Origin of the sequence: Caulobacter sp. BP25 (assembly GCF_002737755.1) — a bacterium.
Taxonomy (GTDB): Bacteria; Pseudomonadota; Alphaproteobacteria; order Caulobacterales; family Caulobacteraceae; genus Caulobacter.
On the sequence record NZ_PEGH01000001.1, the window covers coordinates 36,950 to 52,951 of the forward strand.

At 66.3% G+C, this 16,002-nt stretch carries 14 protein-coding genes; 4 read left to right on the forward strand and 10 right to left on the reverse strand.

The features are described 5' to 3' along the window. Positions 1–72 precede the first annotated feature (72 nt). Positions 73–876, forward strand: coding sequence for an SDR family NAD(P)-dependent oxidoreductase (locus tag CSW59_RS00180; protein WP_099442142.1), 804 nt, complete (start codon positions 73–75; stop codon positions 874–876). Positions 877–1,152: 276 nt separating this feature from the next. Then, positions 1,153–1,845 carry a TorF family putative porin gene (locus tag CSW59_RS00185; RefSeq protein WP_099442143.1) on the forward strand — a complete coding sequence of 231 codons (693 nt, stop codon included), beginning with the start codon at positions 1,153–1,155 and terminating at the stop codon, positions 1,843–1,845. Positions 1,846–1,906: 61 nt separating this feature from the next. Here the strand turns inward: CSW59_RS00185 and CSW59_RS00190 are convergent, their stop codons facing one another. The 4 genes from CSW59_RS00190 to CSW59_RS00205 form a co-directional block, all read right to left on the reverse strand. Beyond that, entirely contained in the window at positions 1,907–3,184 is a 1,278-nt protein-coding gene (locus tag CSW59_RS00190; protein ID WP_099442233.1) for a CynX/NimT family MFS transporter, read from the reverse strand. A 2-nt stretch (positions 3,185–3,186) separates the two neighbouring features. Continuing rightward, positions 3,187–5,577 carry a TonB-dependent siderophore receptor gene (locus CSW59_RS00195; protein WP_099442144.1) on the reverse strand — a complete coding sequence of 797 codons (2,391 nt, stop codon included), beginning with the start codon at positions 5,575–5,577 and terminating at the stop codon, positions 3,187–3,189. Between the two features lie 142 nt (positions 5,578–5,719). After that, on the reverse strand, positions 5,720–6,451 hold the full coding sequence (locus tag CSW59_RS00200) for a GntR family transcriptional regulator (protein ID WP_099442145.1): 732 nt from the start codon (positions 6,449–6,451) through the stop codon (positions 5,720–5,722). Between the two features lie 197 nt (positions 6,452–6,648). Further along, on the reverse strand, positions 6,649–7,482 hold the full coding sequence (locus tag CSW59_RS00205; protein ID WP_201722679.1) for a MetQ/NlpA family ABC transporter substrate-binding protein: 834 nt from the start codon (positions 7,480–7,482) through the stop codon (positions 6,649–6,651). 136 nt (positions 7,483–7,618) lie between these two features. On the opposite strand from CSW59_RS00205, the gene CSW59_RS00210 reads away from it, so the two are divergent. Next, positions 7,619–7,867, forward strand: a complete 249-nt coding sequence (locus CSW59_RS00210) for a hypothetical protein (RefSeq protein WP_082769639.1) — start codon at positions 7,619–7,621, stop codon at positions 7,865–7,867. Here the strand turns inward: CSW59_RS00210 and CSW59_RS00215 are convergent. From CSW59_RS00215 to CSW59_RS00235, 5 genes are all read right to left on the reverse strand, one after another. Then, entirely contained in the window at positions 7,858–8,208 is a 351-nt protein-coding gene (locus CSW59_RS00215) for a hypothetical protein (protein WP_099442146.1), read from the reverse strand. The two genes, CSW59_RS00210 and CSW59_RS00215, sit on opposite strands and share 10 nt — an antisense overlap. 114 nt (positions 8,209–8,322) lie before the next feature. Continuing rightward, entirely contained in the window at positions 8,323–8,997 is a 675-nt protein-coding gene (locus CSW59_RS00220; protein ID WP_099442147.1) for a methionine ABC transporter permease, read from the reverse strand. Continuing rightward, on the reverse strand, positions 8,994–9,992 hold the full coding sequence (locus CSW59_RS00225; RefSeq protein ID WP_099442148.1) for a methionine ABC transporter ATP-binding protein: 999 nt from the start codon (positions 9,990–9,992) through the stop codon (positions 8,994–8,996). The genes CSW59_RS00220 and CSW59_RS00225 overlap by 4 nt, the downstream gene beginning before the upstream one ends. A 93-nt stretch (positions 9,993–10,085) precedes the next feature. Further along, positions 10,086–12,176, reverse strand: coding sequence for an ATP-binding protein (locus CSW59_RS00230; RefSeq protein ID WP_099442149.1), 2,091 nt, complete (start codon positions 12,174–12,176; stop codon positions 10,086–10,088). A gap of 154 nt (positions 12,177–12,330) precedes the next feature. Further along, the gene (locus CSW59_RS00235) at positions 12,331–13,632 is read right to left on the reverse strand and encodes an amidohydrolase family protein (protein ID WP_099442150.1); all 1,302 of its coding nucleotides are present in this window, start codon (positions 13,630–13,632) and stop codon (positions 12,331–12,333) included. A 548-nt stretch (positions 13,633–14,180) separates the two neighbouring features. On the opposite strand from CSW59_RS00235, the gene CSW59_RS00240 reads away from it, so the two are divergent. Then, positions 14,181–14,588 carry a hypothetical protein gene (locus tag CSW59_RS00240; protein WP_099442151.1) on the forward strand — a complete coding sequence of 136 codons (408 nt, stop codon included), beginning with the start codon at positions 14,181–14,183 and terminating at the stop codon, positions 14,586–14,588. A 293-nt stretch (positions 14,589–14,881) separates the two neighbouring features. On the opposite strand, the gene CSW59_RS00245 is transcribed toward CSW59_RS00240, so the two are convergent. Beyond that, positions 14,882–15,961, reverse strand: coding sequence for a tyrosine-type recombinase/integrase (locus CSW59_RS00245; protein ID WP_161494995.1), 1,080 nt, complete (start codon positions 15,959–15,961; stop codon positions 14,882–14,884). Positions 15,962–16,002: the final 41 nt, after the last annotated feature.

The window sequence follows — 16,002 nt, forward strand, 5'->3', positions numbered from 1 at the left end:
GACTTAGGCCCACGAGACAAGCCACGCGCCCCTCGCTACAACACCTCCAACAAGCGTTTGGGGAGAAAAGCGATGCTGGGACGGGACTTCGACGGCTTCACCGTGGTGATCACGGGCGCCTCCACCGGCCTTGGCCGCGCGATCGCGGTCGAGACCGCGCGACGCGGCGCGGGCCTTGTGGTCGTCAACTACGCCCGCAGCGCACAGGAAGCCGAAGAGACCGCCCGCCTGGTCGAGGCTCAGGGCGCCAAGGCCGCGCTGGTCCAAGGCGACGTCGCGCAGGACGCGGACTGCCGCAAGATCGCCGAGGCCGCTTCGTCAACAGGCCGGATCGACGCTCTGTTCAACAACGCCGGCGTCACCAAGTTCGCCCCAAACCACGCCGATCTCGACGCGGTGGACGCCGAGGACTTCCTGCGCCTCTATTCGGTCAACGTAGTCGGCGCCTTCCAGATGGTGCGCGCCGCCCGCTCGCTGCTGGAGGCCGCGCCGGCGTCGGGCGCGGTGGTCAACACCGCCTCGATCGCTGGTGTCGTCGGCAACGGATCGTCGGTGCCCTATGCAGCCTCGAAGGGCGCCATGACGACCATGACCCTGTCACTGGCCCGCGCCCTGGCGCCGCGAATCCGTGTCAACGCCATTTGCCCCGGCTTCATCGACACCCCGTGGTTCGGCAAGGCTATGGACGCCGATCGGGTCGAGCGCCTGAGGGCCGGCGCAGCGGCCGCAACACCCCTCAAAGTCGCCTCCACGGCCGAGGACATCGCCGGCGCGGCCGTCTTCCTAGCTTCGCCCGCCTCGCGCCATGTCACGGGCGAGACGCTTCTGGTGGACGCCGGGCTGCATCTGGGCGGCGCCAGCCTGTCGATGCGCTAGGGGCGATTCACCGCGTTCACGGCGGCAATCGCGCCACACGACAAGCGTGTTTCGACTTTCCCCTGCCTGTTGCGCACGTGCGTACGTTCTGAAGCAAAATCGTCACACTGCGCCCAAACTTTGAGCGCGAGGCGCCCTTCTGGCTGGCGCTTCGCGCGTCCCGATTGCAACTAAGGACACGTCCACCGCTAATCAGTGAGGGACGCAAATGCGCTTGCAGGCGCGTCGGGGCTCGGGAACCAACCCGGGAGACGACACACAGAAGGGGATAAAACAATGAAAGCCATGAAGATTGCACTGGCCGCCGCTGCGGCCACGGTCGCCCTCAGCGGCGCCGCGATGGCTCAAGAGCTGAAGCTTTCCTACAATGTCGGCGTGGCCAGCGACTACGTCTTCCGCGGCGTGAGCCAAACCCAGGAAGATCCGACCATCCAGGGTGGTGTGGACGCCACCTACGGCATCGGCTACGCGGGCGTCTGGGCCTCGAACGTCGATTTCGGGACCGATGACCCGAGCACCGAGGTCGACTTCTACGCGGGCCTGCGCCCGACGGTCGGCGACACCTCGCTGGACTTCGGCGTGCTGTACTACAGCTACGCCAAGGACAAGGGCGCCCCCGGCGCGTTCAGCTATTTCGAGGCGAAGGCTGCTGCCTCTCGCCCGGTCGGTCCGGCCACCGTCGGCCTCGCCCTCTACTATTCGCCGGAATACTCGACCGATCTCGGCAAGTCCTTCTACTACGAGATCAACGGCGCGGTCCCCGTCATGGACAAGGTGACCGTCAGCGCCGCCCTGGGTCACCAGGAGTACGACAAGTCGGCTGGCGACTACGCGACCTGGAACATCGGCGCGACCTACGCCCTGACCGACAAGCTGGGCCTGGACGTCCGTTATCACGACACCGACGAGCACGGCCTGGGCAAGATTTACGGCAGCCGCTTCGTCGTTGGCCTGAAGGCCGTCTTCTAAGACAGCCCGCCAAGGTTAGATAAGGGAAAGCCGCCCCGGTTCGCCGAGGCGGCTTTTTCTTTTAGACCGCCGGCGCCTTGGGCGGCCGCATGAGCAAGACCGCGACGAACACCACCGCAGTCACCGCCGCGAACAGCTGGAAAGTCGGGGCGAAACCACCCAGCCGGTCGCGCATGGCCCCGGCGATGAAGGGCCCCGCCGCCGAGACCGCGCCCACCAGGCAGGTCAGCGAAAAGAGCTCCAGATTGCTCTGGCGGCCGTAGTAGTTCAGCAGCAGCACCGTGACGGCCAGCACCGTCAGGCCAAAGCCCAGACCCGTGCCGATCGCATAGACCAGCATCAGAGCCGGGGTCGCGGCATTGGCTAGGGCCAGCAGGCCAACCACCAGCATCGCTTGGGCGAAGACCAGCAGCCAACGCGGATCGACCCGGTCGCCCAGCGCCCCGCCGCCTAGCCGCGCCAGGGTCTGCATCAGGGATTCCAGGCTCAGCATCTTGGCGGCCAGGGCGCCCGCCGCGACCGCGCCGACGCCAGCGGCCACGCCCAGCTCCGTAAGGTGCGTGACCGAAACGCTGGCCACCGTCACCCCGACCAAGAGGTGGCTGAAATAGGCCGCGACGAGGATATAGAACTGCGGCGTGCGCAGAGCCTGCGGCACGGTCCATTCATAAGGCGTGAGGTAGATACGCGCGGTGGCAGACGCCTCGCGGGCTTCCTGCTCGACCTCGAGATCGACCTCGTGGGCCGCCGCGGCGAGCCACTTCGAGCCGCCGACCATCAGGGCGCAGACCAGGCCCACCACCGCCGCCAAGACGGCCTGGATGATCCAATACTGCCGCCAGTCGTCGCCGCTGGCGCCCATCAGAGTCAGCGCCATCCACGGCCCCGCCGCTCCGCCCAGCGAGCCGAAGGTAAAGTAGATTCCGAACGGCAGGGCGCGCTTCTTGAACAGCGATGACAGCACGTGGGTGCCCGGGATCAGCGCCGCCATCTGGAAGCCGACGCCGCACGCCGCCGCGCCGGCGTAGTAGCTGATCAGGCTCTCTGCGTTGGCGATCCCGACAAAGCCGGCGGCCAGTACGGTTGCGCCGGCCAGCAATGTCCCGCGCACGCCAATCCGCCGGATCAGGATGGCCGGCAGCCAGGACGAGGCGCCGGTGAAGACGCCCAGCACCGAAAAGCCCAGGAACGCCTTCTCGAAGCTCCATTTCAGCTCACCGATCATCGCTGGCAGGACGACGCCCAGCGAGCCATAGGTCGAGGCTGTGATCAGGAACAGCAGCAGGCTGAACGCCGCCAGCAGCAGCCATGGGCGGAAGCGGGTCTCGGAGCTGGTCAAGGTCAGAACGTCCGCTTCAAGGTGGCACGCCACTCGCGTCCCTTGCCCGGCAGGGCGCCCAGGTTGGCGTAGGTGTCGGCGTCAGGTGTGACATAGAACGTGTCGAACAGGTTATCGACATTGATCGACACCGTGTAAGGCCCGCGGGCGACGAACGCCGACGCGTTGACCAGGTCATAGCTGGGATAGTGCACCGCGTTCTGGACCGTGCCGGCGGTGCGGCCCACATGGCTGACGCCGAGCGTCGCGCCCGCGCGTCCCCAGTCATGATCCTTGCTGGTATAGGTCCCATACAGGCTGAGCACCGACTTGGGGATCAGCGTATAGGCGTAGTCGCCGCCGCGCCCTGGCAGGCTGGCAAAGCTCCAGACGACGTAAGAGCCGCCGTAGCCTTGCGCGCCCGGGATGCCAGCCGTGTAGGCCGGGATGTACTGGAACGACGCATCGGGACCCTTCACCGTCGTGCGCTGGTTATTGCCAGCGAAGGTGAAGGACAGCCGCTCGGAAGCCAGCCAGCGGACTTCCAGCTCCACGCCCTTGGACCGCAACCCTTGCACGGTCGGCGGCGAGATCGCGCCAGCGATCTGGGTGCGGGTCTGGCGATAGGCGGCCAGGGAGCCGATCAGGGTCCCGCGCAGCAGCTGGAACTTCACCCCGGCCTCGGAGAGGTCTGAGCTGGACAGCCAGGAGCCGTCGGCGACCAGGCCCGGTGCGATGTCGCCGCCCTGGCTCATCTCCAGCGCCGAAGCCTTGGCGTAGCTGGCGTAGGGCATCAGGCCGGCCGGCAGCTTGTAGGTCAGGCTGGCGCTCCAGGTGGCCTTGTCACGGTCGGCCGACTGACGGCCCGCGACCGTATAGCTGAGGAAGCCGGTGTCCTGGCTCTCGACCGAATACCGGTCCCAGCGACCGCCCAGCACCAGATTCCAGCGCCCGGCGACGATGTCGGAGGTGACGAAGGCGCCGGTCTGCTTCCAGGTCGAGCGGTTGTCGTTCTCCCAGCGCACGCCGATCCCGCCGGGCTCGTCGTCGAACGGGCTGTCGATCGTGTCGGTCGCGGTGGCGCCATAGCTGATGTCGCGACGGTCCAGCGCGATCAGGCCGCTATTATAGCTCTCGCGCCGCCGCCCTTCGAACCACCGGTGCGACACGCCCGTCAGGGTGCGCGCGCGCACGGGGCCGAACTCGGTGGGGAAGGCGTAGGTCAGACGGACCTCACTGACCTTAGCGTCGACGGCCGAGGGATAGCCGTACGAGACGAAGCGCTTGTTGTCCTGGCGGTCGTGGAACAGCTGCAGCGTCAGCGACCGATCTCCGCCCAGGTCCTTAGCGAGGTCGAAGTACAGGGTCTGGGTGTTGGTCTTCGAGAAGTCGGCGGGGCTGATATAGACCGTGCGGCGGTCCAGCTTGGTGGTTCCGACCCCGACGTCCAGCGTGTGGACGGCGTCCGTGGTCGGGTAGCCGTAGTACGGCAGATAGAGGGCGCTGGCGTAGGGATAGGCGCCGATCTCACTGGGCGTGATCTTGCCGTTGCCGTCGGTGTCCCGAAGCGTCGCATCACGCCCCGTGATGTAGGTCCGGTTGTCGATCAGGTCTTGCGTTAGGCGGTTCCAGCCCGGCGTCTGCACATCGCCGTCGCTGTGGAAGGCCATGCCGCCGAAGGCCGTGCTCCAGCCGTTGCCGAGGTCGAAGTCGGCCGAGACCTCCAGCGTCTGGTGACGCGGATAGATCCCCTTGTAGTAGCTGTGGCTGTCCTCGGCCTCGCCATAGACATAGACGCCGCCCTGAACCGGCCCCAACGTGATCGGCGCGCCGAACTGGCCGGTGATCAGCTTCTTGTTGTAGCTGCCGAAGGTGACGGCGATCTCCCGTTCTGGCGCGGCCAGAAAGCGCCCCTCGTCGCGGGCGGACTTTGGGATGAAGTTGACCAGACCCCCGACCTTGCCCGCGCCATAGACCGGCGTCGGCGGCCCGCGAAGGATTTCGATCCGCGCCGCGCCGCCGATCGGGGTTGAATAGGTCCCTCGGTTCTCCACCCGCTTGAAGCCGCGGAAGTAGTTCTCGGCCAACGCCCCGCGAATGTTCAGCGATCCGGGCACGCCGTAGAAGCTGGCGGTGTGGGTCCCCGGCGCGACCTTGGTGGCGTCATCCAGGGTCTCGACGCCGTAGCGCTCCAGCGTCAGGTCGCTGATCAGGCTGGCCGAGCGCGGCGTCTCGATCAGCGGCTTGTCGATCCCGAAGACCGTGCGGCTGGGCGCCTTCTCCAGAAGGCCCGCCTTGTCGCGCGCCACGATCACCACCGCGTCGACCTGGTCGGCGACCTGGATCTCGGCGCGCGCGGCGACGGCGGAGAGCGCCAGCAGGCTTGCGGACAGCAGCAGGGTTCGAGAGGGCATCGCACAAGATCCTCACGCCGAAGCTCGGCGGTTACGGACCGATATCTGGGGATGGCTTGATCTTCGTCAAAATGCCTTCTGACATTTTAGTTTAGATTGCGAAGACCGTGTGACTTGAAAGCCGCAGGTGACGCAGGGGCCTTCAGGTCGCGCCGACGTGGGGTCGCGTCTGCGCCTCGGGCTGGACATTGAGGATGCGCAACATCGCCGCGCGGGAGGCCTCGACGTCGCCGCCGGCGATCACGCGGGCGACCTGGCGGTGCTCCTCGATCTCATCCAGCAGCTCCTGCTCGGTGGCGCCGTTGAACGAGAACACCCAGAACCGAGCGGCCTTGTGCTGTAGCGGAATCAGGATGCGGGCCAGGGCGAGATTGCCCGAGCCCCGCGCGACCAGGGCGTGGAAGCGCAGGTCCATCGCCACCAGGGCCGGCAGGTCGCAGGTGCGGGCGGCCTCTTCTCCGTCCGCGAAGACGTCGTACATCGCCTGGGCGTCGGCCTTGGAGGCGTTGCGGGCGGCCAGCGCCGCGCAGTGCGGCTCGATCAGCACCCTCGCCTCATAGCCTTGGCGGAGCTCGACCAGGTCCAGCGGCGCGACCGTGGTGCCCGAGCGGGCGCGGCGCATGACCAGCCCCTCCAGCGCCAAGCGCCCCAGGGCGTCGCGAACGCCCGCCAGACCCGCCTCGTAACGCGCGGCCAGTGACTGCTCGTCCAGCCGCGACCCGGCCGCCAGCTCCCCCAGGATCAGGTCCAGCAGGATGCGCTCATAGACCTTGGTCTTCTGCAGGTCTGGCGACCAGTCCTCCAGCCCTGAGGAATTGGCGACATCCAGCACCAGGGTGCGATTGCCGGACGATTTCAGCGAGGGCGAGGCCATGGGGTCTCCGAGGCGTACGGACGCTGATAGGTAGAGTGAAATGTTAGGGGTGACTAGCGGTTAGATCCTCCCCCGCGACGCGGGGGAGGTGGCCCAGAGGGCCGGAGGGGGCTAGCTCGGGCTAAGCAGCGCTTGCCCCGTCAGTCGCTCCGCGACAGCTCCCCCGCATCGCGGGGGAGCATCTTTGTCGTAGCCCCTCAGAACGCCGGCACCACCGCGCCCGAATACTGCTTCTCGATGAAGGCCTTCACCTCGGGCGAGGTAAGCGCGGCGGCCAGCTTCTTCACGCGCGGGTCGTCCTTGTTGTCCGGACGGCCGACCAGGTAGTTCACATAGGGGCTGGTCTTGTCCTCGATGATCAGGGCGTCCTTGGCGGGGTTCAGCTTGGCGTCGAGGGCGTAGTTGGTGTTGATCACCGCGAGATCCACCTGATTCAGCACGCGCGGCAGGGACGGCGCCTCCAACTCCTTGAACTTCAGGTTCTTCGGATTGCTGGTGATGTCCTTCAGGTTCGACAGAGCGTTGGTCGGGTCCTTCAGGCCGATGACGCCGTTCTTGGCCAGCAGGATCAGGGCCCGGCCCTCGGTGCTGGCGTCGTTAGGGATGGCGATCGTGGCGCCGTTCGGAACCTCGGCGAGCGACTTCCACTTGGCCGAATAGGTCCCGATCGGCTCGACGTGGACGCCCACGATGGGGATCAGGTTGGTCCCCTTGTCGCGGTTGAAGGTCTCCAGATACGGGAGGGTCTGGAAGTAGCTGACGTCGATGCGCTTCTCGGCGACCTGGACGTTGGGCTGGACGTAGTCGTTGAAGACCTTGATCTCGAGGTTCAGTCCCTCGGCCGCCAGCTTGGGCTTGATGAACTCCAGCACTTCGGCGTGGGGGATGGCCGTGGCGGCGATGGTCAGGGTGTTGGCGTCGCTGGCCTTAGGCGTCTTGGAGCCGCACGCGGCGAGCGTCATGCCGGAGACCGCCAGGGCGGCGAGACCGAAAACGAGAACAGCGCGGCGGGCGACCATGAACGGCTCCATAAGGCGATCGAACGGGTAGGCTTTTGCCCTGATACGGCGGTCGGAGGAAATCAGATTTCCTGAGGCCCCGTCGAGGTCCGCCGGCTTTGCCCGGACAGCGCTTGACGCCGCCCACGAACAGGCCGCTTGGATGGGGATGGCCAAGGAAACCGTCCACATCGTGCAAGCCTATGTCGCCGGGCGCGGCAAGGGCCTGAAGGCCGAGCAGCAGATCGGCTGCAAGACGGCCGAAGAGGCGCGTCGCAAGGCCGAACGGCTGGCGCCTCTACGCGAGGGGGTCGTCGCCTTCTCGGCCAGCGCCGATGTCGAACTGGGCGACTACGACGAGAACCCCGACATCCTGTTCAAGGCCGGCCGGCTGCCGTTCCCATTCGATCAGGCCTGATCGGCCTCATCATCAAGGTCGTTGGCGACATCCGGCGGCCCGTGGATGATCCAACTGGCCACGAAATCGGGCTTGTCGCCGGCCAGGCTGATGACACCGGCCTCCGCCGCCTTGATGGCCGAGGTCTGAGGCGGCAGCGTGTAGGTGTCGCCGTCGTGCTCACCCAGCAGGTCCAGGGTGATCCCCTCCCCTTCGTCGGCGTCGATCACCACGCCGAAGAACTGCTGGCGCTCGACCACCTCGCCGTCGTCGTCGAGGAAGGTCAGGTTCATCAGCAGGGTCTTGCCAATCAAGCTGGCGGCGAGCACGGAATCCCAGTGGAGGTCGATGGTCTCGGTCATAGTCTTTTTCGTGTCATCCCGGGCGGAGCGAAGCGTAGACCCGGGACCACCACGAGCGCGGCGCTTCCGACGGTCCCGGCTCGGCGCGCTCCGCGCTTGGCCGGGACGACAGTTTTAGCGGTGCGAAACGCGGCGCACCACCGCGTCGCCGACCATCTGCAGGATCTGCACCAGCACCAGCATCAGCACCACGGTCACGATCATCACGTCGGTCTGGAAGCGCTGATAACCGAAGCGCACAGCCAGATCGCCCAGGCCGCCCGCGCCGACGACGCCGGCCATGGCGGTGTAGCCCACCAGCGCGATGGCGGTGACGGTCGCCGCCGCGATCAGGCCCGGCAGGGCCTCGGGCAGCAGCGCGCCCAGCACCACCTGACGACGCTTGGCGCCCATGGCGAAGCTGGCCTCGACCACGCCCTTGTCGACCTCGCGCAGGGCGGTCTCGACCAGGCGGGCAAAGAACGGAGCCGCGCCCGCGACCAGCGGCGGGATCGCGCCGGCCACGCCCAGCGAGGTGCCGACCAGGGCCACGGTCAGCGGGATCATCACGATCAGCAGGATCACGAACGGCACCGAGCGCAGGATGTTGACCAGCAGCGACAGCGCGCCGTTGGCCAGACGGTTCTCCAGCATCTGGCCCTTGCCGGTCAGGAACAGGATCACGCCCAGCGGCAGGCCCAGGGCGATGGTCAGCACCATCGAGCCGCCCAGCATGGCCAGGGTGTCCAGCGTCGCTTGGCCGATCTCGCTCCAGTCGACATTGGCGAAGTCGAAGGTTCCAGCGCTCATCGGGCGGCCTCCCCGGTCAGGTCGTCGACGCGGACGCCGGACGCCTCGAAACTCTTGATCGCGGCGGCGACGTCGCCGCCGGTCAGGGCCAGGGTCAACTGGCCATAGGGCGTCTCGCGTAGGCGATGGATGCGCCCGCCCAGGATCGAATAGTCGACGCCGGTGACGCGGGCGACCTCGCCCAGCACCGGCTTGTAGGTCGCCTCGCCCTTAAAGGTCAGGCGCACCAGGCGGCCGCCGACGCCCGGCGCCGTGACAATCTCGCCGTCCGCCTCGCGCACGAAGCGGCGGGCGGTGTCGCTGACCGGATGCAGGAAGACGTCCTCGACCGCGCCCTCTTCCACCACGCGGCCGGCTTCCAGCACGGCGACGCGGTCGCAGACGCGGCGGACGACGTCCATCTCGTGGGTAATCAGCACGATGGTGAGGCCAAGCTCCCGGTTCAGGCCCGAGATCAGGTCCAGGATCTGCTCGGTGGTTTCGGGATCCAGCGCGCTGGTGGCCTCGTCGCACAGCAGCACCTTGGGACCGGTCGCGAGAGCCCGGGCGATGCCGACGCGCTGCTTCTGGCCGCCCGACAACTGGGCCGGATACTTGTCGGCATGTGCGATAAGGCCCACCCGTTCCAGCAGCTCGGCCGTGCGCGCTTTGACCTCGGCGGCGGGACGGCCGGCCAGCTTCAGCGGAAAGGCGACGTTCTGGGCGACCGTCTTGCCTGACAGCAGGTTGAAGTGCTGGAAGATCATCCCGACCCGGCGGCGCAGCGCCCGCAGACCCTCGACGCCCAGGGCCGCCACGTCGTCGCCGTCGACGATCACCTGGCCGCCGCTTGGGGTTTCCAGGCCGTTGATCAGCCGGATCAGGGTCGACTTGCCTGCGCCCGAGGCGCCGATCACGCCGAACACCTCTCCGGCGGCGACGGACAGCGACACGGCGCTGAGCGCCGGGTGGCCGCCTTTAGCGTAGGTTTTGGAGACGTCCTTAAAGGTGATCACGCGGCCAAGTCCAAACGGGGTTTCGGCGGCCCAAGGCCGCAGGCCGCTCGATTTAGGCGTTCAGCCGGCAAAGGTGAAGAAAAACCACCGCCATCAGCCCGCGCGACGCGTATCGGCCGCCATCACCTGACCGATCCCGTCCAGCAGAGCCGCGACCGTGACCGGCTTGGCGACATGCAGGTCCGCCCCGGCCATCAGGGCGTCCTGGCGGTGGCCCGCCATCGCGTTGGCGCTGAGCATGATGATCGGCGTGCGCCGCCCTCCAGCCTCGCGGGCTCGGATCGCGCGGGTGGCCGCCAAGCCGTCCATGACCGGCATCTGCATGTCCATCAGAACCACATCGTAGGGCCGTGCAGCCACAGCCTCGACCGCCTGGGCCCCGTTCTCCACCACCGTCACGGCGGCCCCGCAGGGCTCGAGCATCAGCTGCACCACGCGCTGATTGATCGGATGATCCTCGGCCAGCAGCACCCTCAGACCTTTGGCCTGGACGCCCGGCAAGCTGGGATCGACGTCGATGGCGACTTCCGCCTCGGTTCGGTGCAGCGGCAGCACAACCCGGAACAGGCTGCCCGAGCCTGGCTCGGACCGCGCCGTGATCTGCCCGCCCATCATTTCAACCAGAGCCTTGCTGATCGATAGACCCAGGCCCGATCCGCCAAACCGGCGCGTGATCGTGCTGTCGGCCTGGCTGAAGCGCTGGAAGATCATCTCGACCTTGGCCGCATCAAAACCGACGCCGGTATCTTCGACCTCGACGTACAGACGCGAGGCTTGGTCGCCGTCCTGGTCCTCGACCTCGATACGAACGGTGACCTCGCCCCGATCGGTGAACTTCACGGCGTTGGACAGCAGGTTGCTCAGCACCTGACCTATCCGCACGCTGTCGCCCAGGAAACCGCCGCGGGAAGTCGGGCTCCGCTCGACGCAAAGTCCAACACCCTTCTCCTTGGCCCGCAGCCGGGTGACGTCCAGCAGGCCATCGAGCACCGCGTCCAGGTCGAAGGCTTGCGCCTGGATGGTCATCTGTCCGGCCTCGATCTTGGAGACGTCCAGGATGTCGGAGACCAGCCTCTCCAGGGTCTCGCCGGACCGCCGGATCAGGTCGACCATCTCCGCCTGGCGCGAGCTCAGAGCTGTCTCGCCGAGGGCAGCGGCGATGCCGATGACCCCGTTCAGCGGCGTGCGGATTTCGTGGCTCATATTGGCCAGGAAGTCGCTCTTGGCCTTGTTGGCCGTCTCCGCCGCGCGCCGAGCCTCGGCCATCTCGGCCTCGATCCGCAGGCGTTCGGTGACGTCGCGCGCCACGCCAAACACCAAGTCGCCGCAGCGCCGCGCCCGCCATTCCAGCTGGCAGTAGGACCCATCGGCGCGCCGATAGCGGTTCACGAAGCCGTTGACCTCGCCATCCTCGTCGGCTTGCTCCATGAGCGCGCGCGTGCTCGACAGGTCGTCGGGGTGCAGCAGAGGCAGAAGATCGGCGCCCTCAAGCAGCTCGACCGGGTGGCCAAGAACCGCCTCCCAGGCTCGGTTCACCTTGACGAAGCGCCCCTCCATGTCGCGGATGCAGAGCAGGTCGGCCGACACGTCGAAGAAGCTCGACAGGTTCCGCGCCGTCTCCATCGCCTGTTCGGCCGCAAGCCGGGCGCGAAGTTCGCTGGCCGCCAGTTCCTCCTCGGCGCGTCGACGGTCGATGGCGATCGCCGCCAGTTGCGCGGCCGCCTCGATGAACGCGATGTCCTCCCTGTTCGGCTTGCTGACCTGGCGGTGATAAATGGCGAAGGTGCCGACCACCGCGTCGTCCAGCGCGCGGATCGGCTCCGACCAGCAGGCCGCCAGGCCGGCCTCGGCCGCCAACTCCCGGAAGTCCGCCCAAAGCGGATTGGTCTGGATATCGTCGACGGTCACCCGGCGCCCGAGATAGGCCGCCGTTCCGCACGAGCCAACCGAGGGGCCGATCTCCACCCCCTCGATGGCCTGGTTGTAGAAGTCGGGCAGGCTGGGCGCGGCGCCCATGACCAGACGACGGCGATCCGCGTCCAGCAGCAGGATGCTGCAGAGGATCTCAGGATCCTCGGCCTCCACCGCCTGGACGATGGCTTTCAGCGCCAGCGCCAGGGGCTTACCCCCGGCGATCAGGTTCATCGTCCGCCGGAAAGCGCGATGGGCGGTTGTTCTACTCATGACGGCGTCTCCACGGCCGTCGACCTTGCCATCAGCGAGGCAAGCGAGCGATCCGGTCGAGGCGCGCCAAACCGCTGAACCGGCGCGGCATATTGGCGCGGAGCCCCGAGAGAGCCCTCGCCTCGCGCCCCGACGTCTTGTCAGAAATCCCGACCTAGGGTCGCCGGTACACCGCCCCGCCCTTCATCACGAAGACCGGCTTTTCCAGCACCGTGACGTCCGTCAGCGGATCGCCCGCCACCGCGATGATGTCGCCGTAGCGCCCCGTCGAGACCTGGCCCAGGTCCTTGCTGTGGCCCAGAGCTTCGGCGGCGGTGATCGTCGCCGACTGGATCGCCTGCAGCGGCGAGGCGCCATAGCGGACCATGACCGCGAACTGCTTGGCGTTGTCGCCGTGCGGGTAGATGCCAGCGTCGGTGCCGTAGACCATCTTCACCCCGGCCAGCAGCGCCTTCTTGAAGTTCTGACGCTGGATCTCGCCGATGTCGCGGTCCTTGCGCAGATTGTCCTCCAGGACGCCGTTCTTCTTGCCCTCGGCCTGGGTGTAGTCGGTGTTGTAGATGTCCATCGAGAAGTAGGCGCCCTTCTGGACCGCCAGCTTGATGCCCTCGTCGTCGACCAGGCTGGCGTGCTCGATGGTGTCCACCCCGGCCCGCACAGCCTCGCGGATGCCCGAAGCGCCATGGGCGTGCGCGGCGACCTTGAGGCCGGCCATGTGCGCCTCGTCCACGACGGCCTTCATCTCCTCATAGGTCAGCTGCTGCTGGCCGGGCTCGTTGCCGCGCGAGAAGACCCCGCCTGTGGCGCAGATCTTGATGACCTGGGCGCCGTACTTCTTCAGCGTCCGAACGGCCTTGCGCGCCTCTTCGGGACTGTCGCTGTTGAGCGGGTTCTTCTGGTCCATCGACGGCGGGAAGAAGGTCGAGTCGCAATGGCCGCCGGTGGCGCCGAACGAGATGGCCGCCGTCACCACGCGCGGACCGGGGACATAGCCCGCGTCGATGGCCTCGCGCAGGCCCACGTCGTCATAGTCGGCCGCGCCGACATTGCGAACGGTGGTGAAACCCGCCTCCAGGGTCTTCTTGGCGTTGGCGGTCTGCACCACGCTCCAGAAGCGATCGCCGTACTGCAGGCTGTTGTAGCCGCCGATCTCGGCCAGGCTGTCGAGGTGGACGTGCATGTCGATCAAGCCGGGCAGCAGGGTCGCGGCGGGCAGGTCAATCAACTTCGCGCCCTTGGGAACGGGATCGCCCTTCTTGCCCACCGCCGTGATCCGCCCGTCGGTGACGATCACCAGAGGCTTGTCGACATACTTGCCCGACGACACATCCAGAAGCCGCGCGGCGCTGACCGCCGTGACCTCGACCGCCCCGGCCGCGCCGCCTATCGCAAGCCCCGCCATCGCCGCCGTCGCCGTCGCCGTCGCCAAAGCCGCGCCCTTGATCGCCCTAAGCATCGGACCCTCCCCTCGTTTGACCAAAGAGGGACGCTAGCACGCGTGCATCCGGCGTCGAGCCCAGCCGGTAACCACCTCAGATTGAGCCCAACAGTCGCTTTCCCGGGAGATCAAATCGAAACTCATTTTGAGGAAGACCCGATTGCACTTTTAAATGGAGTTAATAGAATTGGTCACGAAAAAATTGATCAATCTTTGAACGCCCGTGACACTTTTTACGGCAGCCCTGGACAATCAATCATAATAGGAAAATGCGACAATATATAAAATCCACAAAACAATTGCCGCATAAATAACGATGAATCTATCCCAGGAAGACAATACTACCTTCGACTCAAATAGGCGGGAAAATATAACTCGAAATTGGATTTGAATCCGAAAATCCAAACCGGAGCATCAACAGCATGAAAATTTACAAATCCATGGCCATCCCCGCCGCCGCTAGCATTGTCTTGATTTTCGCTAGCGCACCCTCTTCGGCCCAAGACTTGACGTCTACTGCAACTACCTTAGCTCCCTACGAGCAGCTGGATAAGCCACTGAGCCGCATGGAACGCGGCAACGACTGGCTCGCAACGAACGAGTTGAAGCGCGCGGTCGAGAAAGATCCGTCGATCAAGAACCGCTTCAACCTCGCCACTGGCTACCTGCGCACCGGCCGCTGGGAGCAGGCCAAGCACTACTACGAGACCGTTGTCGTCGAGGGCGGGGGCAAGACCCTGGCGGCCGTGGGCGTCGCCCGCGTCCCAGGCGTAGGCCCGACTTTCGACGTGGGCATGACCGCCGCGGATCGCCTGCTGTATATCGACTGGCTGCAGAACCGGGTCGCTCGCGGTTCCGGCGCGGTATCGGCTGAACTCGCGGCGACGAACGCCTCCACAGGGGCGACGAACTACGAAGTGACCGACAGCCAAGCGCGCGCGCTCGATCGTCAGCGCGCGACGCAAAAGCCCTGAAGAAGGCGGCCCTTCTTTCCCAGCCAAGAACGGCGAGGAGGAAGGGCCTCCGCCCCCACCCCTTCGGCAGCCCCGCTTGCCAAATGACACGGACCGCGCCCGGCCTCCTTCACCGGCGGCTTAGCGAGCCTGATTGCTCACCGTCCCGCCGCTCGAAGGTCGAGCCCACGCCTCACCGCCTTCAAACAAACTCGACGCAAGAATTACGGGCATGCAAGGCCTTGCTTGCACATGGGGACGCGGCGGAATCGGTAGACGCGCCGGACTTAAAAACCGCTCGAGCATGGCATTAGTCATCTGTTTTCGTTGACTTTCTTTTCTTGAGTTTCGTCACTGTGGTCGATTTTGTGACCGAGCGCGGCGAGCGTGTCGGCGCGATTGGGGTGGGCGTAACGCTGTGTCGAGATGATCGAGGCATGGCCAAGGACGACCTGGGCAGCCTTCAGGCCACCGCGTCGCGTGATCTCGGTGGCGGCATGGTGGCGCAGGTCGTGCGCGGGTCGCGCGTCCTCGATCCCAGCCTTGTCGAGCGCCTTGCGGGAGGCCCACGCAAAGCCGCCGTAGGTAATGGGACGCAGGCTCCCGTCCTTCATTTGCCGAAGCCACGGCGTGTCGATCCCTGCCGCGCGCGCTCGGCCGATCCGGGCCGCGAGGTCTGAAACGTCCTCGGGCAGGAGTGGCAGAACATGGTCGTCGCCGGCCTTACGCGTTCGAAGCACGACCTCGCCGCGCTCCAGATCCACGGCGTCGCAATGGAAGAAAGCTTCACCCAAGCGGACGCCGTAGCGAACGAAGAAATCGAAGACCGGCCGATGCCATGCGGGCAGGTTGGCGCGCCAGGCGGCCAGCTCCTGGGCCTTGAAAGTCCGCGTTCTGCCCCGCGGCTCGGGAAGGCGCAGTTCGCGCCATACGATCTGCTTGATGGGGATTTCGAGATTGTGCGCGGCGAAGCGCAGCATCGGCCGCAGGGTCTGGTCGATCAGATCGCGATTGATCGTTGCGTTCGAAAGTGGCCGCCCTCGCCTGGAAGGCTCCAACCGTCGGGCCTGGATCGCCGCCTGGATGACTTTCGGGCTAATCTCGGTAACGAGCATGTTGGGGCCAATGAGCCGCACTGTCGTCTCTAGCCGCGCGGCGATATCAGCGGCGGACTTCTTGTCGGCGCCTCGGGCGGTGAAAAACAGGTCCGAAACGGCCTCTAGACTCCAGTCTTCCTTGTCGCGCGATAAGCCGCCCAGCTCGGCATGGCGCCGTTCGCGCTCTTCGACGAGGAGCGCGTCGCTTTTGCGGCGGCAATGGGTCGAGCCGCGATAGCGCCACCCCTTGAGCGTGAAGCTGTAGTGCCAGACGTCGCCGCGTTTATAGAGGGCCAATCATGCCTCCCGAAATTCTCGAAATCGTCGGAACGAAAGCG